This window comes from Streptomyces sp. NRRL F-5727 (assembly GCF_000719555.1).
Lineage (GTDB): Bacteria > Actinomycetota > Actinomycetes > Streptomycetales > Streptomycetaceae > Streptomyces.
The window spans coordinates 198737-217486 of the sequence record NZ_JOGX01000005.1 but is presented as its reverse complement, the minus strand read 5'-3'; the positions used below and the strand labels follow the sequence as shown (position 1 = coordinate 217486).

At 72.2% G+C, this 18750-nt stretch carries 14 protein-coding genes; 7 read left to right on the top strand and 7 right to left on the bottom strand.

The window, feature by feature from the left end; genetic code table 11:
- A partial coding sequence (locus IF73_RS0106345) for a DUF6777 domain-containing protein (protein ID WP_051716569.1) occupies positions 1-964 on the bottom strand: 964 nt, incomplete at its 3' end.
- A 197-nt stretch (positions 965-1161) separates the two neighbouring features.
- Here IF73_RS0106345 and IF73_RS0106340 point away from each other — a divergent pair.
- Genes IF73_RS0106340 through IF73_RS0106330 form a run of 3 tightly spaced genes read left to right on the top strand, consistent with a single transcriptional unit; the run spans position 1162 to position 4045 of the window.
- Positions 1162-2061 (top strand): YndJ family protein, encoded by a 900-nt coding sequence (locus tag IF73_RS0106340; protein WP_051716575.1) that lies wholly within the window; start codon positions 1162-1164, stop codon positions 2059-2061.
- Positions 2058-2597: a DUF1990 family protein gene (locus IF73_RS0106335; RefSeq protein ID WP_031004341.1), complete on the top strand. Its 540-nt coding sequence runs from the start codon at positions 2058-2060 to the stop codon at positions 2595-2597. Before IF73_RS0106340 ends, IF73_RS0106335 begins: the two co-directional genes overlap by 4 nt.
- Positions 2598-2635: 38 nt before the next feature.
- Entirely contained in the window at positions 2636-4045 is a 1410-nt protein-coding gene (locus IF73_RS0106330) for a lipase maturation factor family protein (protein WP_031004339.1), read from the top strand.
- Between the two features lie 103 nt (positions 4046-4148).
- Here IF73_RS0106330 and IF73_RS41390 read toward each other — a convergent pair whose 3' ends face one another.
- From IF73_RS41390 to IF73_RS0106315, 3 genes are all read right to left on the bottom strand, one after another.
- Positions 4149-4319 carry a hypothetical protein gene (locus IF73_RS41390; RefSeq protein ID WP_199806618.1) on the bottom strand — a complete coding sequence of 57 codons (171 nt, stop codon included), beginning with the start codon at positions 4317-4319 and terminating at the stop codon, positions 4149-4151.
- Positions 4320-4615: 296 nt separating this feature from the next.
- A complete protein-coding gene (locus IF73_RS0106320; protein WP_031004337.1) occupies positions 4616-6091 on the bottom strand; it encodes an SDR family NAD(P)-dependent oxidoreductase in 1476 nt (491 codons plus the stop codon).
- 63 nt (positions 6092-6154) lie between these two features.
- A complete protein-coding gene (locus tag IF73_RS0106315; RefSeq protein ID WP_031004335.1) occupies positions 6155-6886 on the bottom strand; it encodes an IucA/IucC family C-terminal-domain containing protein in 732 nt (243 codons plus the stop codon).
- A gap of 341 nt (positions 6887-7227) precedes the next feature.
- Here IF73_RS0106315 and IF73_RS40305 point away from each other — a divergent pair, with 341 nt between their 5' ends.
- Complete coding sequence (locus IF73_RS40305; protein WP_031004333.1) at positions 7228-8223, top strand: DMT family transporter; 996 nt, start codon at positions 7228-7230, stop codon at positions 8221-8223.
- Here the strand turns inward: IF73_RS40305 and IF73_RS38555 are convergent.
- From IF73_RS38555 to IF73_RS0106295, 3 genes are all read right to left on the bottom strand, one after another.
- On the bottom strand, positions 8104-9546 hold the full coding sequence (locus tag IF73_RS38555) for a transglycosylase family protein (RefSeq protein WP_051716568.1): 1443 nt from the start codon (positions 9544-9546) through the stop codon (positions 8104-8106). The genes IF73_RS40305 and IF73_RS38555 overlap by 120 nt on opposite strands.
- Positions 9547-10015: 469 nt before the next feature.
- Positions 10016-10441, bottom strand: coding sequence for an aspartate 1-decarboxylase (gene panD / locus IF73_RS0106300; protein WP_031004329.1), 426 nt, complete (start codon positions 10439-10441; stop codon positions 10016-10018).
- 462 nt (positions 10442-10903) lie between these two features.
- Positions 10904-11224 (bottom strand): hypothetical protein, encoded by a 321-nt coding sequence (locus IF73_RS0106295; protein ID WP_031004327.1) that lies wholly within the window; start codon positions 11222-11224, stop codon positions 10904-10906.
- Positions 11225-11582: 358 nt separating this feature from the next.
- Here IF73_RS0106295 and IF73_RS0106285 point away from each other — a divergent pair, with 358 nt between their 5' ends.
- Genes IF73_RS0106285 through IF73_RS0106275 form a run of 3 tightly spaced genes read left to right on the top strand, consistent with a single transcriptional unit; the run spans position 11583 to position 18669 of the window.
- Positions 11583-12719, top strand: a complete 1137-nt coding sequence (locus IF73_RS0106285; protein WP_031004325.1) for a hypothetical protein — start codon at positions 11583-11585, stop codon at positions 12717-12719.
- On the top strand, positions 12716-16024 hold the full coding sequence (locus IF73_RS0106280; RefSeq protein WP_031004323.1) for a hypothetical protein: 3309 nt from the start codon (positions 12716-12718) through the stop codon (positions 16022-16024). Before IF73_RS0106285 ends, IF73_RS0106280 begins: the two co-directional genes overlap by 4 nt.
- On the top strand, positions 16024-18669 hold the full coding sequence (locus IF73_RS0106275; RefSeq protein WP_031004322.1) for a pPIWI_RE module domain-containing protein: 2646 nt from the start codon (positions 16024-16026) through the stop codon (positions 18667-18669). The genes IF73_RS0106280 and IF73_RS0106275 overlap by 1 nt, the downstream gene beginning before the upstream one ends.
- The last annotated feature ends 81 nt before the right edge of the window (positions 18670-18750 follow it).

Below are 18750 nucleotides of genomic sequence, written 5' to 3'. Positions count from 1 at the left end.
CGGGGGCGGTGGGGGTGGCGGGTTCGGCGGGGCGCTCCGTCGGGGTCTCGGGGGTGACGCTCCCGGGCGCGTCGGGGTCCGGGGTGACGGGGTCGCTGAGGGCGCAGGTGTCGGGGTCGCAGTCGGGGACGGTGTCCGGCTTGCGGTCCTCGTCGCCGTCGCTGCCGGCCTTGCGCTCGATCCAGCTGTCGTCGGCGACGTTCACGATGACCAGGCTGGTGACGACGGCGGTGGTGGGCTTGACGATGATCACGCGGTCGGGGTCGAAGCCGGTCCAGGGGTCGCCGTGGTGGACGGCCCCGGAGACGCTGACGGGCGTGCGGAGCGGGTTGCCGCAGGCGCAGCGGACGCGGGGGGCGCCGTAGGGGTCGACGAGGACGGCGGTGCCGGCCTGGAGGACGGACTGGAAGGGGGCGGCGCGGCCGTCCCGGAAGCCGTGGTTGGTGACGCGGGTGTCGGCGCGCAGCAGCACGGGCGTGAGGTCGCGCAGCCAGTCGGCGACGCCGCCCTCGGGGATGCCGGCGGCCTCGGCGAAGGCCGTGAGCTTGGCGGGTTCGGCGGCGAGGTAGGCGACCTGCTGTTCGATGTCGCAGCTGGCCTCGGCGCGGGTGCCGCCGTAGAGGCCGGGGGTGGAGCCGGTGACCTCGCGGATGCCGGGGGCGCTGACGGGCTGGGCCGCGGGGTCGGGTTCCTGGAGGGCGCGCAGTCCGGCGCCGCGGGCGGTGGAGGCGGTGAAGGGGTCGGGGCCCTGGGCGGCGACCGGCTGGAGGTGCACCTCGTGGGCGGCGCCGAGGGCGGCCCGTCCGGCGGCGCCGCCGGTGTCGGCGGAGGAGCAGCCGGCGAGGAGGAGGGCGGCGGCGCCGAGCGTCGCGGCGAGGGCGGGGCGGCCCTGGTGGCGGGCGGCTCCGGTGGCGGGGCGGACGGCGGCGGGGTTGCTCCGCGTCCGGCGCTGCGTGGGGCGCACGTTGCTTCTCCCGGTCGGCTCGGGTGGGTTCCTCCTGTTCTGTCGCAGCCGGTGACGGGGTGCAAGCGGAGAGCGGCCGACCGGGCGGCGACAGGCCCGGAACCCTCGGACTTGAACACGTTCAAGGGAGGACCTAGGCTCGGTCGCGTCACCGTTGAACGTGTTCAAGTCGGGGGGAGTGGTACGTCGTGTCCGCACTGTCGGCCTTCGTGGTCCCGGTCGTGACGCTCGGGATGCTCTGGGTGGTGCCGACCGGGCTCGGTCTCGTCGAGGGACCCCGGCCGCCCGGCTGGGACCTCCTGCGCCGGGCCTGGCCGCTGCTGGCCCTGCCCGGGGCGGTCTCCCTCTGGCTGCCCCGCTCGGGCACCGCCACGGCGCTCGCGGCCTGCTACGCGCTCGCCACTCTGGCCCTCGCGCTCCAGGCCCCGGCCCGGACCGCCCTGACCCTCCCCCGGCCCGCGACCTGGCGGGCCCTCCTGTCGCTCCCCCCGGGCGAGATCGCCGTCCTCACGGCCCTCGTCTCCCCGTCCGTCGCCGGACTGGCGCTCGTCGCCGAGCGGGCCGCGTACCCGCTCTTCGGCTTCGAGCTCGACCTCCTCGCGCTGACCGTGCCGCACTTCCACTTCGCGGGCTTCGCCGCCGCCCTGGTCGCCGGGCTGCTGTCCCGTACGCCCGACGAGGGCGCCCTGGCCCGGACCGCCGCGCTCAGCGTGCCCGCCGGCACCCTGCTGGTCCTGATCGGCTACTTCGTCGACGACTGGGCGGAACTGGCCGGCGCGGTCGTCCTCACCGCCGGCATGGCCGCCGTCGCGGTCCTCACCCTGCGCGAGCGGCGCGGACTCGCCGCCGACCCCGCCACCCGGGCCCTGCTCGCGGTCTCCGCCCTGGTCCTGGCCGCCACCATGGCGCTCGCGCTCTGGTGGGCGCTGGGCGAGGCGACCGGACTCCCCCACCCCACCCTGACCTGGATGGCCGCCACCCACGGACTCGGCAACGCCCTCGGCTTCGCCGTCTGCTCCCTGCTCGCCCACCGCCGGCTCCAGGCCGCCGGCCACCCCCGCCCCACCCCCCTCCCGCGAACGGAGCTCCCGGCATGACCCGCGTCCTCGGTGACCTGCCCCCGCGCCGCACCCTCACCTACCGCGAGGTCGGCGCCACCCGCACCCCCGGCGCCCTCCCCGCCGGCTACCACCACCTGCGCCACAGCACGCCCGTCGGCCACGGCCCCGCCGCCTTCCGGGCCGCCGCCGAGGCCGTCACCACCTGGCGGATGCACCGGGCCACCGGCGCCCGGGTCCGCTCCTCGGCCGGCCGCGCCGCCCCGGGCGTCACCCTGGAGGTGGCCCTCGGCATCGGCCCGCTCGCCTTCGGCGTCCCCTGCCGGGTGATCTGGGTCCCCGAGGAGGAGCACCGGGCCGGCTTCGCGTACGGCACGCTCACCGGCCACCCCGAGTGCGGCGAGGAGTCCTTCCTGGTGGAGCTGGAGCCCGACGGCACGGTCCGCTTCACCGTCACCGCCTTCAGCCGCCCCGCCGCCTGGTACACCCGGCTCGCCGACCCCGTCGTCCCCCGCCTCCAGCTCGCCTACGCCCGCCGGCTCGGCCGCGTCCTCGCCCGGATCGCCGCCGGGTAGGACGCCGGACCGGCCCCGCCGGGCCGATACTGGAGACGATGGAGTGGTTCACCGCGCCCGAGCTGTGGCTGGGCCGGACCGTCTTCCAGCGCGGCCTGGCCGTGCTGTACTGCGTGGCCTTCCTGTCGGCCGCCCTCCAGTTCCGGGCACTCATCGGCGAGCGCGGCATGCTCCCCGTACCGGAGTTCCTGCGCCGCACCACCCCGCTCCGCTCGCCCTCGCTCTTCCACTGGCGCTACTCGGACCGACTCTTCGCGGCGGTCGCCTGGACCGGCTTCGCCGGGGCCGCGGCGCTGGCCGCCGGGGCCGGCGACGCGGTGCCGCTCGCCGTCTCCATGCTGCTGTGGCTGCTGCTGTGGGGCCTCTACCTGTCGATCGTGAACGTGGGCCAGACCTGGTACGCCTTCGGCTGGGAGTCGCTGCTCCTGGAGACCGGCTTCCTCGCGGTCTTCCTCGGCAACGACGACGTCGCCCCGCCCCTCCTGGTCCTGCTGCTGCTCCGCTGGCTGCTCTTCCGCGTCGAGTTCGGCGCCGGACTCATCAAGATCCGCGGCGACGCGTGCTGGCGGAAGCTCACCTGCCTCTGCCACCACCACGAGACCCAGCCGATGCCGGGCCCGCTGAGCTGGTTCTTCCACCGGCTCCCCCGCCCCCTGCACCGCGTCGAGGCGGCCGCCAACCACGTCGTCCAGCTCGGCGTGCCGTTCCTGCTCTTCGCCCCGCAGCCGGTGGCCACGGTAGCGGCCGCCCTGATGATCGTCACCCAGCTGTGGCTGGTGCTCTCCGGCAACTTCGCCTGGCTCAACTGGCTCACGATCGTCCTCGCGGCCGCCGCCCTCGACCTCTCCTCCCTCACCGGCGACCACCCCCGCCCCGACCCGCCGCTCTGGTACGTGGCCCTGGTCCTCGCCGTCACCGCCCTGGTCCTCGTCCGCAGCGACCGCCCCGTGCGCAACCTGCTCTCCCGCCACCAGTCGATGAACCGCTCCTACGACCCGTTCCACCTGGTCAACACCTACGGCGCCTTCGGCACGGTCGGCCGCGTCCGCGACGAGATCGTCGTCGAGGGGACCAGCGACCCGGAGCCCGGCCCGGACACGGAGTGGCGCGCGTACGCCTTCAAGGGCAAGCCCGGCGACCCCCGCCGCATCCCCCGCCAGTTCGCCCCGTACCACCTGCGTCTCGACTGGCTGATGTGGTTCGCGGCGCTCTCCCCCGGCTACGCGCGCGAGTGGTTCGGGCCCTTCGTGGAGCGGCTGCTCGCCGGGGACCGGGACACCCTGCGGCTGCTCGGGCGCAATCCGTTCCCGGACGCTCCGCCGGTCCACGTCCGCGCCCGGCTCTACCGCTACCGCTTCTCCACCTGGCGCGAGCTGCGCACGACCGGGGCCTGGTGGCAGCGGCGGCTGCTGCGCGAGTACCTGCCGCCGGTCCGGCTGCGGGGCTGAGCCGGACACGGCGGTGCCCCCGGTCCGGGAGGGACCGGGGGCACCGGGGCCGTACGGGCCGCGACGGGGCAGCCGGCGGACGACGCCTCGCGTCGGGCGGCGATCAGTCGATGCCCGGCAGGATGTGGGGCTCGGCGAGGTCGTCCTCGTAGCCCGCGAGGCGGATCGGGGCCGAGCGGGCCCACACTTCGAGGCTGCCCAGCTCGCCGTTGCGCCGCTGCCGTTCGGAGGGTTCCGACGGTCCGGATTCCTGCTTCGTCAGTTCGGGTGTCACCGCGCACTCCTTTGTGTCGCGTCAGAGGGGGAACGTAGGGCCGTTCGGTCGCGGTGGCGCCGGTGTTCGGGCGGGGCCGCGGCCGAGGTGGGTGGCCAGTCCCCTGGCCGGCTGTGGAGCGGGTGTCGCTCCGGTGGCCGACCGTGGGCATCAGAGTAACCAAATGAGCGCACTTGCGCTCTACCGGGCTCCAAAGTGTGACGCGTTCGAGTGACGAAGGCCGAAAGAGCGCCCTTTCCGACGGGAAAGGGCGCTCTTTCGGGGACGAGCCGGGGGGCGAGCCCGCGGAAGCGGGGCTACCACTTGCCGGGGAAGTAGTCCTTCATGAAGACGCCGTACAGGTCCTCGCCGGCCTCGCCGCGCACGACCGGGTCGTAGACGCGGGCGGCGCCGTCGACCAGGTCCAGCGGGGCGTGGAAGCCCGCCTCGGCGAGCCGCAGCTTCTCGAAGTGCGGGCGCTCGTCGGTGATCCAGCCGGTGTCGACCGAGGTCATCAGGATCTTGTCGGTCTCGAACATCTCCTGGGCGCTGGTCCGCGTCACCATGTTCATGGCCGCCTTGGCGGCGTTGGTGTTCGGGTGCCCGGCGCCCTTGTAGCCGCGGGAGAAGACGCCCTCCATGGCGGAGACGTTCACGACGTACGCGCGCCCGCTCGCGGCCTTGGCGGCGGCCTCGGCCATCGACGGGCGCAGGGCGCTGATCAGGATGAACGGCGAGGTGTAGTTGCAGAGCTGGGTCTCCAGGAGCTCCACCGGGGAGATCTGGTCGATGGTCTGCACCCAGGTGTTGGACTCCACCACGTCCGGCAGCAGGCCGCCCGCGTCGATCGCGGTGCCCGCCCGGTACTGCTCCAGGCCGGCGTTGCCCGCGACGAGCGCGAGGTCGGCGACCTTCTGGGCGTCGAGGCCGCTGGTCCCCACGGGCAGCGCGGCGAGGCCGTCGACCGCGCCGGAGTTGAAGGCGCCGATGACGTGGTGGGCGGGCAGCTCGCCGGCCGGGAGCGGCGCGGTCTCGCCGTCGACCAGGGCCGCGTACGCGGAGGGCAGCCGGCGCACGGTCTGCGTGGCGTTGTTGATCAGGATGTCCAGCGGACCGGCGGCGGCGACCTGCTCGGCGAGGGCCACGGCCTGGGCCGGGTCGCGCAGGTCGATGCCGACGACCTCCAGGCGGTGGATCCACTCCGCCGAGTCCTCCATCGCCTTGAACCGGCGGATGGCGTCCTTGGGGAAGCGGGTGGTGATCGTGGTGTGCGCGCCGTCGCGGAGCAGCCGCAGCGCGATGTACATGCCGATCTTGGCCCGGCCGCCGGTGAGCAGGGCGCGCTTGCCGGTGAGGTCGGCGCGGATGTCCCGCTTGGACCGGTTCAGGGCCGCGCAGTCCTGGCAGAGCTGGTGGTAGAAGTAGTCGACCTCGACGTACCGGGTCTTGCAGGTGTAGCAGGACCGGGGGCGCTGGAGTATGCCCGCGATCTTCCCGGCCTCGGTGACCGAGGAGGGCAGGATGCCCTCGGTCTCGTCGTCGATGCGCTGGGCGGAGCCGGTCGCGGTGGCCTCGGTGACCGCGCGGTCGTGCGCGGTCTTGGCGGCCCGGCGCTCCTGGCGGCGACGCTGCTTGACCGTGCGGTAGATGCCGGCGGTGGCGCGGCGGACGGCGATCGCGTCGGGGTGGTCGACCTCGATCTTCTCCAGCTCGTCGAGGACGCTCAGGCAGACGGCCAGGCGCTCGGGGTCGATGCCCGGGCCGTACTCCTGGGGTTCTTCAGTCACCGTCATGGCCGTGGTCGTTCCTCGATCGCTCGCGGGCGGGGTGCCGCCGGGGGGTTTGAAGTGTCAACTTTACGGAGCGGGGGGCCGCCGCTCCAAACCCGTTCCCGGGGCGTGGTCGAACACACAGTCGCCGCACAGGCCGCCGGAGGACGAGCGGTAGTAGAGGCAGCAGGTGGTGCGGCGCAGCGCCGGGCCGCGGACGGTCCGGGCGAGGTCCGGGTGGTCGAGGAGGCCCTGGACGAGGGCGGCGGCCCGGTCGGCCACCCCGGGGCGGCCGTGGGCGCGGGACCAGCGGACGAGCTCGCGCAGGGCGCCGGCGAGCGCCGACCCGGCGTTGCCCCAGAGCAGCCGCGGAGAGATCCGCCCGTCGCGGGCGAAGGCGGCGTGCAGCGGGACGAGATGGGTCTCCTGGACGGCCTCGCGGAGCGCGGCCACGGTGCCGGGGCGGGTGTCGGCGCCGGACCACCACAGGTCGTCCGGGGCGCCGAGGGCCGGGTCCCAGTACAGCTCCGCCGGGTCGAGGGCGGGGAAGCGGCCGTGCAGGGCGGCCGGCCCGAGCGCCGTGGACCAGAGGCGGGCGACGAGCCCGAGCTGGGCGACGGAGGCGCCGACGCGCCGCTCGGGCGCGCCGAGCGCGGCGGCGACCCGGTCCACGCGCGCGTGCAGGGGTGCGTCGCCGGCGGGTTCCTCGTCGCCCGCGTAGAGCCGGGCGAGCGGGCGGTGGTCGCCGCCGGCGGACGGCGGGGCGGTCCGGAGGGCGAAGAAGCCGCCGAGGGCGGGCGTGCTGGCGTCCGGTTCCATCGCTCCCCCGTGGTGGTTCCGCCGGTACGGCTCCGGCGGCGCGGCGCCACCGTATCCCGGTCCGCCCCGCCCCCTGACCGGACCTTCCACGCCTTCCGGATCTTCGGGTCCAAAGTGGACCGGTCGGCGCGGCGACTGGCTCGGGATGTGGATCCCGCGGGCACGGCGGGACGCGGCCGGTACCGCTTCCCGGTCCCGGCCTGAGCCGCTTTCGGCCACGGTGACCTGCGATGACGTACACCTTCCGGTGTACGGGCCCGCCGCGTACTGCGTCGGCGGTACCGAGAAGGCGTTCCCTGGTCTGACGACGGGAACGGTCCGCGGGGGCGATCGTGGAAGGTATGAGTCCCTTACTGCTGTCCGTCGTCCTGTCACTGGTCTCCGCGGTCGCGTACGCCGGTGCGGCGATCGTCCAGGAACGGGTCGCGGCGGACGCCCCCGAGCTGACGTACGCGCCGCTGCGCAACCCGGTCTGGTGGGGCGCCGTGCTGCTCAACGGGCTCGGCGCGGCGCTGCACGTCGTGGCCCTCGCCTACGGCCCGCTCAGCGTGGTGCAGCCGCTCGGTGCCCTCACCATCGTGTTCGCGCTGCCGATGGCCGCCCTGTTCGTCCGGCGGCGGGCGGGGCGGCGGGCCTGGCACGGGGCGCTGATGGCGACGGCCGGTCTGGCCGGTCTGCTGAGCGTGACGGACGGCGGCGAGGGGCGCACGCCGGACGGCCCGGAGCGCTGGCTGCTGGCCGGGGCCACCTTCGCCGGGGTGGCGGCGCTGTTCGTGCTGGCGCGGCTCGCCGGCCGCTCCGCGCTGCGCGGGGTCGCGCTGGCGGCGGCCGCGGGCGTGGCCTTCGGGGTGGCGTCGGTCTTCACCAAGGCGGTCGCGGAGGAGTGGTCGGCGGACGCCCCGCTCGCCGAGTGGGGCTCCGCGCTGGTCCTGTCGGCGCTCGCCGTCACCGGGCTGCTGCTGTCCCAGGCGTCCTACCGGGGCGCCGGGCTCGCCGCCCCTCTCGCCACGGTGACCGTGGTGAACCCGGTGGTGGCGGCCACGGTGGGTCTCACGCTCTTCGGCGAGGGCTTCCGGTACGGGGCGGCGGGCACGGTGGCGGCCCTGGTGTGCGGCGCGGTCGCGGCGGGCGGTCTGGTCGAGCTGACCCTGGACCGGCTGGCCCGCCCCGGCGGGGACGGGCCCTCCGCGTCAGACGCGTCCGACGCGTCCGCTGCGTCAGATGGAGACCCCGCGGGCCCTGAGGTAGGCGAGGGGGTCGATGTCGGAGCCGTACCCGGGACCCGTCCGCACCTCGAAGTGCAGGTGCGGTCCCGAGCTGTTGCCGGTCGACCCTGAGCGCCCGATGCGCTGACCGCCGGTGACCCGCTGTCCCTCGCGGACGGAGACGGCGGAGAGGTGGGCGTACTGGCTGTAGCGGCCGTCGTCGTGGCGGACGACGATCTGGTAGCCGTACGCGCCGCCCCAGCCCGCGGTGACGATCCGGCCGTCGGAGACGGCCCTGACGGTGGTCCCGGTGGGCACGGGGAAGTCGACGCCGGTGTGGTACCCGCTGGACCAGGACGAGCCGGGCTTGCCGTACCGGGTGCCGATGTCGGCGGAGACGGGCGCGGAGTAGCGGTCCTCGCGGGGCTCGCTCCGCGGCTTCGGCTTCGGTTTCGACTGGGGCTGGGACTGGGTCTTCGGCTTGCTCTCGGGCTTCGGCTGCGGCTTGTTCTCCGGCTTCGGGCGGGGCTTGGTCTGCGGCTTCGCGGCCGGCTTGGCCGCCGGTGCCTGGGCCGTCTTCGCCGGGGGCTTCGGCTGCGGTTTCGCGGTGTGCCGGTCGGCGGCGGGCTTGACGGCCGGCGGCTTCGCGGCGGGCGCGGACGTGGCGGGCGGCTTCGGCGCGGGCGTGGCGGGGGCCGGGAGCCTCGGGGGCGTGACGGGCTTGGCGGTGGGGAGCCGCGGGGCCGTCGGGCGGGCGCTCGGCGCGGCCGGTGGACGGGCCGGGGCGGCGATCCTCAGGGTGAGGCGCTGGCCGGGGTGGATGAGGTCGGGGTCGTCCCCGACGACCTTGCGGTTGATCTCGTACAGGCGCTGCCAGCCACCGCGGACCCGTTCGTCGCGGGCGATCTCGGAGAGCGAGTCGCCGGGGGTGACGGTGTACATCTCGCGGACGGTGGGGACGGTCGTCGGACCGGGCTTCTCGGGCGTGGCCTGCGGTAAGGCGCGCTGCGCGGGCAGCGACGCGGTCCGTACGTCGTTCCCGCGGCCCCCGCCGCCGCCGGCGTCCGGCGCGGGCCCGCCGCGGGCGAGTCCGGCGCGGCTGCCGCAGGCGGGCCAGGCGCCGGGCCCCTGGCCCTTGAGGACCCGCTCGGCGACGGCGATCTGCTGGTCCTTGGAGGCCAGGTCGGCGCGGGGCGCGAACTCGCGGCCGCCGTACGCCTCCCAGGTGGACTGGCTGAACTGGAGTCCGCCGAAGTAGCCGTTGCCGGTGTTGATGCGCCAGTTGGAGGAGGACTCGCAGGAGGCGACCTTCTCCCAGACGTCGAGCGAGGCCGCCTCGGCGGCGCCGGCTCCGATGAGCGGCAGCGCGATGCCGGCCCCTCCGACGGTGGCGGTGAGCGAGGCGCGGTTGATCCGGCTCGGCTGGTGGCGGCGGTGACGTCCGCGTACGGCCATGGGCCCCCCTAGAACACAGCGACAGCGGTCCAAGTTACGGGGGTCGCACGCTGTGTGACAAGCCGGTCGCGGAAGTCCGCCGGGACAGTGGAGTCCCGTACGTCACCGGGGCGTTGACGCCCCGGGCGGAGCCGCGCCGGACCGGCCGAGCCCGGCGGGGCCCGGTTGCGGCTGGGGTTCCGGGGGCGGTACGGGCCCGCCGGGCTGCGGCGGCGCGGGCGGAGCCGGGTCGGGCGGGACGGGCACCGGGTTGGGCGGCGGCACCGGCGGGGGCGCCGGCTCCGGCGGCGGGATCGGCGAGGGCGGCAGCGGGTCGGGATACGGATGGGTCATGACGTACCTCCCGGTCGACGGCCCCCCTCACCTCCAGGGTGGCACCGGCGACGCCGTCCCGACCCGCGCGCGCCTCCGTACGGGTCACGCGCGCGGCCGCGGGCGTGGTCCGCGTGGACGCGGAGCGCCCCCGGACTCAGACCCGGGCCGGCACCGCGTGCGGCGGACGCACGGTGTCACTGCCGGGCACGGGCGCCGAGGCGTCGGCACCCAGCTCCACAATGCGGTTCGCCCCGTCGACGTGCACGACACGGGGCACGTACGCCCGTGCCTCGGCGTCGTCCATCTGCGCGTAACTGATGAGGATCACCAGGTCCCCGGGATGCACCAGGTGAGCCGCGGCCCCGTTGATCCCGACGACCCCGGAACCCCGCTCCCCCTCGATGACGTAGGTCTCCAGCCGGGCACCGTTGGTGATGTCGACGATGTGCACCAGCTCACCGGGCAGCAGGTCGGCGGCGTCGAGCAGGTCGGCGTCCACGGTCACGGAACCGACGTAGTGCAGGTCGGCCTGGGTGACGGTGGCACGGTGGATCTTGGACTTGAACAGAGTGCGCAGCACTTGGGACTCCTCCGAGACGGCTCCCTGCCTGCTTTCTGCAGGTCAAGGGCGTCCTCGACTGTACACCGGCACACGCCGGACGATGCTTGTGAGGAACATCGCTCCCGTCGGGCTAGACGGCTTCCTGCCTGGTGTTTCCCTTAGCACCAACGCCTGTTGGGACGATCGCCACGGAACGCGCGGGGACTCATGCTGACCGAATGCTGACTTATCTGATGCGCCATCAGGCATGCAGAAGGTCCCTCCGTGCCCACTGACGTCGTGCGCCCATGCACAGCCGACCTGTCGGGGACTGTCCTCGACCCGGTATACGGAACACGGCCCCTTTGACCATCAGCCAGTCGACGGTCGACCGCTCCAGAAGTCGGCTCGCTGCCTGCCACGCTCGAGAGCCTCGACAGCGTAGAACTCGCGAGCAAGGCGGCGACACTGTGCCGAGACCGTCGGCCTCGACGATCGGAATCATTCCCTTCCTCGTACGGATGTCGCCGTGGCCACGATTGCGGACGCCGCCGCGAGGCCGGCAAGCACTCCGAACAACTCCGGGTAGCCGCCCAGGATTGAGGCGAGAGTGGCTGCAGCGAAGGGCGCGAGAGCGGAGGCTGTCATGGCGGGGGCGCTGAGGAGGGCGGAGAGCCGACCGTAGTGCTGTGTGCCCCAGCGGTCGGTGATGGCGGTGGCCTGGAGGAGGGTGAGGTTGCCGCGGACCATGCCGGCCGCGATCGACACCGCGATCACCAGGCTGCATGGGCCAGGGGTGACGGCGAGGACCGCCGTGGTCACGGCCCGAGTGCGATGTCGACCTGCTGCCCCACGGACTCCGCCGCGAGGGCGAGGTGCAGGTCCTCGGACGTCCCGTCCGGTACTGCAAGGGCGACGCCAGCCTGCGACCCCCCAATATCGAATGACAGTTTCAAACAAGAACATTCATTCGTAACGGATAGTGCATTGTCGGTGACGTGGTGTATATCGATCAGCTATGAGCATTACTCAGGAAGCCGCCAGGCCCGCTGACCGTGCACACCCTCAGTCCGTCGGATCGGAGTCGCCGGACGGCTGTCCACCAGCGAATGCGGTAGCGGAGTCACGGGATGCCGCGCCCGGCAGGGACCGGGATCCCCAGGGTGCAGCAGACGACTACATGACGGTGGAGTTGTTGTGTGCCGCCTTGGCGAGAATCCGGCTCGATCGGCAGTCGGCGGATGGCGGGCACTTCAGGGCTGCTGAAGTGTATGGTCCGTTGCCGCGCGCCTGGCGTGACGCACGGGGGCGGTTGTGGTGGAAGGCGCAGGCGCTGGGGTCGGACTGGCCGGGCAACGACCTCGAGCTGTTCGAGTGGTGCCGTCGCCCGCTGGGGTCCTGGCCCGTTCCGCTCTCCCTCGCCGACGGTGATCTAGAAGCCATCCTGCTGGACGGGGATGAGCTGTCGGAGTTCGCCGAGCAGGCAGCCGATCTGGTCCGTCACGCCGACGTCGAGGCGGAGTTGGTTCAAAACCAGGCCTTCGCGGCACTGATGTCGTGCGCTCGGATGAATGGTGATGGCGAGGAGGCTGTCCAGCGTATCTACTGCCGACTGCGGCGCTTGCTGATCGATCGTCCCGTGCTCAGCGACCGCGACATCCAGGCGTTGGCCCGAGAGTTGCCGAAGGCGGACGCCGACAGCGACTCGTACCTCGCGAAGTTCGTGCGTACCGCGTACGTCCTCCATCCGGTCGAGAGTCCGGGGAAGGTCCGGCTGGGTCGCTGTCGGGAGTGTCACAACCCGGTCGACGACGGGGCGAGCGGCTGCGGGACTCCGGGGTGCGGCGGGAGGCCCGAGCGGTTCGAGGTGGCCTGTCTGGCCGGGTACTGGACCCAGCACAGGGCGACCCGCCAGTTCTTCCACGACCCTGGACTACTCGAAGGGCGGCTGCTGGACCGGCTCGCCGAACTGCCGTCGGATCGGGTTCGGACTGAGCCGTGGCCGTGTCTGGATGCCTGGGACGCGGCGTTGATCTTCGAACCGGTGGACGCCGGCGGGGAACGGGAATGCTGGGCGATCGACGCGAAGGACTGCGCGAGCCCCACTCTCCTCGCCCGGGGGTTCCGCAGCGATCCCCGCGTGCCGGCGCGTCGGCGCATCATCGTCGTCCCCACGCACCGCCTCCAGACACCTGGCTACCTCGCGGATCTGGAGCGCGAGCTGCAAGGCCGGGCCGCCGGAGTCGAGGTCCTTGATGAGAAGGCGTTCTTGCGGCAAGCCGCCGTCCGCGCAAGCAGGGCGGGAGGTGCCCGATGAGGGACACCCGCTCCTGGAGCACCTCGCTGGTGAAGGAGCTGGACGACGAGTGCGTGCGGCCGATGCTCGGCCAGCTCAAGCCATGGGAACTGTGTGCCCTCGAGCTGGGGCTGTCGTTCCTGGTCGATCACATGCCGGGGCGGGGCATCGGCGCTCTGTGGCCCGTGCTCGCTGGATACATGCGGCTGGACTCGGCGCTCGACCCGCAGATCCGGACCCTGCGTGAACTGATGGGCCCGGTTGCCAAGACCGGGACGATGCGGGAGAAGCTCGATCACTACGTGAAGCTCCCTGCCCAGGTACGGGGGTTCGAGCCAGGTGACATGGCGGGGCACAAGGCTGAACTGTCGACGGTGTTCACCCGGCGCCGCTCCCCGTACGCTGCGGCACGCCATGACGTCTACCGGCAGAGGCTTCAGAAAGTCGCCCCTTACAAGGCGGGGAGCGGCTATCGGCCGGCGCCGCCTGGTTCGACGTGCTCTTTCGAGCGAACTGACGGCAGCTGGGAAAAGGTCCGTATCCCCGAGACTTTCGTCCCCGCGCCGGCCCCGCCCGAGCTGCTGGCGACGACCCTCCGAACACGGGAGCCGATTCCTCTCACCATCGAGGATTTCCAGCGGGCTGCCGCCGAGATGGACGAGCTCCTGATCGCTCACCCGGAGATCGAGAACCGGAACTTCGTCAAGCGGCTGGAGCAGATGGAGGCCCTGCTGGCCGACCATGTGGGAGGGCGCCTCCTGGAGCGGCCACAGGAGATGGTCATCGACGGTCTGTGGCACGTGGTGGGCCTGATGAACAGCGGAAAATCCACGTTGCTGGACATGATCGCCTACATCGTTGCCCAGCGCAGCGGCAAGGTGGGTCTCGTGCTCGCCTCCGGTAGCGACATGTACACCAAGGTCAGTTTCCTGCAGGCACTCGGCATCAACGCCGTCCCCATCTTCGGTCGGACCCGGGAGGGAGTCCACAAGGACCGCTATTGGCGCTCGCTCCTGCACGACGGCGCTACCACCTTCCCCACCGGTGCCGACGCCGCGGCGGCGTTCGCCGACGACCAGTGCTACGTGGAGGAGCTGCGCCTGACCAGCAGGAGCGACCGGGTTCCGCTCCCGAGGGAGGAGCGGCCGTGCAGAGGCAAGCTCTCCGTGGACGGCCAGCGCGGGCGCCGGGACTGCCCGATCCTTTCGCGATGCCCTGCCCACGCAGCGACTCGCAATGTGGCCGACGCCCAGGTGTGGGTGACCACTGCGGCCGGCCTGGCTTCCACGATGATGCCGCAGTCCCAGATCGAGGTTCGCGTCGCCGAAGCGGCCCAGCATCACCTGACCGTTCTCCTGATGGACGAGGCCGACACCGTCCAGCAGCAGTTCGACGACCGGTTCTTGCTGCACGAGATTCTCTCCCAACCTGGCAGGGGCTGGAGCCATCGCGTGGGGGACCGGATCGGACAGCGCTTGGAGCACTCGTGGTTCCTTGACCTCCGGGACCCCGAGGTGACGGCGGGCGACAAGCACTTCCGCCGCCACGACCAGGCGTTGACGGAGCTCCACCGGCTGATGATCGACCCGGGTGCCGACCACCTGAGCGCCCTCATCACCGAGGGACCGTTCACCGGGTACAGCCTCCTGCGGCGCCTGGCCCGAAGCCTCCACGGCCTCGGCGAGCGGAACGACTTCGCCCGCAAGGCGGAACTGGAGGAAGCCGCCGACCGGTACTTCGAAGAGCACTTCGAGCCGCTGGTCACCGCCCCCTTCCAGGCGCCCGCAGAGAACTGGGCGGCGCTGATCGAGGCAATGACAGCGTCCCACGACACGCTCATGTCGGCGCAGGAGGCCGCCGAGGCGTGGATCGAGGCCCATCAACCGGTACTCGACGGCATTACGGCCCGGGGCACGCCGGCGGAGCTCGCGCAGCTGTTGCAGGGCGGCTTGTGGGCCGCGCGCATCACGACATCGTTCTTCGAGGTCGCCCAGCGCCTGCCAGCCATCAGCCCGGCACAGATCGGAGACGGCGACGACTTCTGGAGCCGCCAGCCGCCCCGCGACCTGATGTCCTTCGTCCCAGAGCAGGCCGCGGGCAACCTGATGGCTCTCCAGTGGCAGCCCAACCCCGCTGGCGACAGCGGGTCCTTCAGCATCCTGTGGCTGCGCGGTGTGGGCCGGTGGCTGCTGTATCACCTCCATGACCTCCTGGAGGCCGAAGGAATCCAGGGGCCCAACGTCGTCCTCGCCTCCGCCACCAGCTGGATGCCCGCCTCCCCCCGCTTCCACCTCGACGTCACTCCGAACCTGGTCCTGCGCGAACCTGAGAAGGCCAGGGCGGCTCTGCTGGAAAGCAAGATGCTCTTCCGGCCGCCGCGCTACCGCGACGGCCGCCCGGTCTTCACCTCGGGCACCGGAGGTGACCCCACCCTCCACGCGCACGCCCTGTGTACGTCCGCTGACTGGATCTGCAATCCCGCCCCCGGTGCGCGGGAGTCGCTGCTCCAGCAGGCCCGTCAGCGTCTTGCCGATGACCGCCAGCAGGTCCTGTTCACCGTGCAGAGCACCCGGGACGCTCAAACCGTCGCCGATTACATCAACCAGAAGACCCCGTACACGGCCCTCCATGTCATCCGCGACGACGATCCGCCCACCCGCCACAGCATCCCCCGGCGGCGCCTTGCCACCTTCGCCGCCTCCGGTGCCGACATCCTCGTGGCAGCCGAAGGCGCCGTTCAACGCGGCCACAACATCCTCAACGCCCGCCGCGTCGCGGCCCTCGGCGCCGTGTTCTACCTGGCTCGGATCCACCCGCCCGCCGACGACGCCACCTTCCCGCTCTCGCTCCTCAGCCGTGAGGCGATGCGCCGTCTTCGAAATCCTGTCGACGTCACTCTTGACCACGTCGATCCAGTCGACCTCGCGCGCAAGCTCCGCGGCAGCGAGCGTCGCCGTTGGCAGCGACGGGTAGGCGAGCCCGTCCTGTTCACGCGGCTCACCGACCCGGTCGAGCACGCCGCGTTCGTCGGCAACTTCCTCGTTCCCCTCCACCAGACCCTCGGCCGTGGCATCCGCGGCAACGAGCCTGTGCTGGTCTACCTCTGCGACGCGGCCTTCGCCCCCCGTACCGCAAACCTCGACGACTCCGCCCCGGACACCCCCCGTACCAGCGTGATCGTCGCCGCGCAGCAGCTCCTGCACGGCTGGCTCTCCGACCCGGGTCCCGCGGCCACAGTCGCCGAGCGGCTCGACCACGAACTCGCGAAGGCCTGTTGGGGCCTGGCTTCCCATCTTCTCGACAACATCGACTGGGGTCACCGCTGATGCCCGCCTACCGCAGCACCCAAGCCACCGTGCTCACCTTCACGCCGGAAGCCACCTGGCCCGTCACCGGCTACCGCACGACCTGCCCGCCGGGAATGCTCGACCTCCTGGAGAAGGCGTGGGATACCCGGCCCGGCCGTCGTCCCCGCAGCGGGCCCGACTACCTGCCCACGCGCTCTCTGAGGGACCTGCTCACCCTCATCGACCCCGAAATCACCTCCGTACAGACGAATCCCCGCGATCCCGCATGGCTCCGGTCCCGGACCGAGGTCGACCCGGACCTCCTGCTGATCGCTCTGTCGGCATGGGCCTCGGCCCGTGTGGCACCCCACATGCCCGACACCGACTGGTACAGCCAACTCGAAGGCGCCGGCCAACTGGAGTGGATCCCCGAAGACCTCGACCTCACCCGCCACGACCTTCATGCCAACGGCACCGCCAACCCCCCGAACCACGTCTTCAACCTCCTGCCCAGCCTCGTCGCCGAACACCTCACCAGCAGCGGGCTCCATCTCCTGGGACACCACCGCGACCTGCGACTCGGACCCACCCGAGCAGACGGCCGCCGTGCCCTGCACCTCGGCGCACCCGAGACCCTCACCGACGAAGACGGCTCGGCCGGAGCCAGCGTGGACGTCCTGACCTTCCACCTCGAGACAGTGCCCGGTGTCCCCGAAGTCCACCTCCACGTCGACCTGAACATGACCCGCCTCGCGACGCGCCCAGTCGAGTACATCCCCCGCCGCGGATTCAGCGACCCGACCGCCAAGGTGCTCCTCTCCGCCAAGCAAGGATTCGTCCACCGCCGCGAGCGACCCATGCTCCTACAGAGCGGAGTCACCATCCGCCGGCGCGGAGAGAGCAGCACCTGGACCTGGGAGCCGGGCGTCGCCGAGATCCTCGCCCACCTCACCCACCACCAGCCACCCAGCCTCGACCAACTGCGCACCGCCCCCGGCGACGCGGCAGCCCAGCCCTTCGCCGCCCACCTCGTCCACAGCACCGGCATGACCTACCGCTTCCCCGAAAAGGACGGCACACCGCCGGCGCGCTCGGTCCACGATCACCCCGTCGGCCACGGCTATCAGCCCCGCGACCACATGGAGGTCCTCGCCCAGGTCGCCCGCCAGCTGGCGGAGAAGGGTCTGGCTCCGCTCGCGCCCACGCCCAAGGCCCGGACCCGCGCCAAGTCGCTCCTGCCCCTGGAGCTGCCCAACGCCCCTACCTACGAGATCGAGGTATGGGCGTCCTCCGACCGGACCTGGCAGGGCCTGCAGGTCGCTGCCGCCGCAAAGCTCGGCCTGACCCCCTTCCGGTCCACAGCGACTTCGGCCGGCTTCACCGGGCCGCTCAACCTCACGCTCAACCGCTGCAACCCGCAGGACCTGACCGCCGGCCTGCCCCGCTCCACCAACCCCGACAAGGCCGCACGCCGAGCCGAGTACGAAAGGAGTGAGGCCGAGCGCGCCGGGAGGATCGTCGAATCCTTCCCCCGCCTCGCCGCACCCATCGCCTGTATCGTGGAGATGGAAGGGCCCGCCTACTTCTCGCGCACGCGCCAACGCGATCCAAAGAAGCTCTTCAAGAAGACCCTTCCGGCTCTTCGCCGAAACGTTCAGTGCCTTCGCCCTATCACCCCTGCCAACCCCAACCCCAGCAAAGCCGCCCTCGCCAAACGCTTCGCCGACACCGACTTCGCCACGGCCGACATCGAACGCGCTGCCGCCGCCCTCAACGACGCCCTCCGCCAGGCTGGCCACCTGCCCAAGATCGCCGTACCCCAGGGCATCAGCGGCCCCTTCGAACTGACCACGGTCTGGCTCGCCCCCGCGGGCGAACGGATGATCGTGCCCATCCTCATCCGGCAGCACACGCACGAAGGGCCCACCGCACAGCTCATGCCCACACCCGGCAGCCCAAGTGAGCACCCCATGCCGCTGACCACACTTCCCGAGGCGCTGACCGCCGGCCGCGGACGCCTAGCCACCCGCACCTCGCGCGCGGCCCTCGCCGAGTTCATCACCGGCGCCCTGGCCCTCGACTCCACCGCCGACCGGCTCCTGCTCGTACGCCGCGCACGGATGAGCGATCGGGAGATCTGGCCATGGCTGCAGGACGGCCGGATCGCCTTCGACCAGCTAGTCCTGCCAGGTGTCGACATGACCGACCCCGCTGTGACTCCGGCGATCCGAAAGCCCGGCGACCAGCCCGGCCTGCGCATCATCCGGCTCCGGGAACGAAGCGACCGCGACGCGGTCCCCCGGTCCTTCGGAGTCACCGAGGAAATGGTCAGGGCCGGCGAAGAATCGGAAGAGCTGATTCCCGTGACGAAGTACGGGCGGTTCTCCGGGGTCGTCCAGATCGGGGAACGCGCGTTTTGGGGTATCAACCCCCGCTCGGCCCAGAACCAGACCGCGCTCGGCGTCACCAAGCTCGACCCGGCCGAACCGGGCAACCGAACCAAGACCTGCTCCAACCCGACTTCCCTGGAGATCGTCCCCGCGTTCCTCCAAGCCGGAGACAACCCCGCCGACTGGGCCATGTACACCCAGGCCCAACGACGTCTTCACGCCCACACGACGATCGCCACCACCTGGCCAGCCATCGCCCACCTAGCCGGATTGATGGAGGAGTACATCCTGTAATCAGCACGGATCTCATGACGGCGCTCGCGACAGCTCCCGAGCGCCTGAGTGAGCAAGGCCGCCGCAAACCGCATATCTCCG

What these genes read in the sequence shown, in the direction of transcription:
- IF73_RS0106335 (WP_031004341.1), top strand. Translation starts at nt 2,058, where the DNA reads ATGACCCGCGTCCTCGGTGACCTGCCCCCGCGCCGCACCCTCACCTAC.
- IF73_RS0106330 (WP_031004339.1), top strand. Translation starts at nt 2,636, where the DNA reads ATGGAGTGGTTCACCGCGCCCGAGCTGTGGCTGGGCCGGACCGTCTTC.
- IF73_RS0106320 (WP_031004337.1), bottom strand. Translation starts at nt 6,091, where the DNA reads ATGACGGTGACTGAAGAACCCCAGGAGTACGGCCCGGGCATCGACCCC.
- IF73_RS0106315 (WP_031004335.1), bottom strand. Translation starts at nt 6,886, where the DNA reads ATGGAACCGGACGCCAGCACGCCCGCCCTCGGCGGCTTCTTCGCCCTC.
- IF73_RS40305 (WP_031004333.1), top strand. Translation starts at nt 7,228, where the DNA reads ATGAGTCCCTTACTGCTGTCCGTCGTCCTGTCACTGGTCTCCGCGGTC.
- IF73_RS38555 (WP_051716568.1), bottom strand. Translation starts at nt 9,546, where the DNA reads ATGGCCGTACGCGGACGTCACCGCCGCCACCAGCCGAGCCGGATCAAC.
- IF73_RS0106285 (WP_031004325.1), top strand. Translation starts at nt 11,583, where the DNA reads ATGACGGTGGAGTTGTTGTGTGCCGCCTTGGCGAGAATCCGGCTCGAT.
- IF73_RS0106280 (WP_031004323.1), top strand. Translation starts at nt 12,716, where the DNA reads ATGAGGGACACCCGCTCCTGGAGCACCTCGCTGGTGAAGGAGCTGGAC.
- IF73_RS0106275 (WP_031004322.1), top strand. Translation starts at nt 16,024, where the DNA reads ATGCCCGCCTACCGCAGCACCCAAGCCACCGTGCTCACCTTCACGCCG.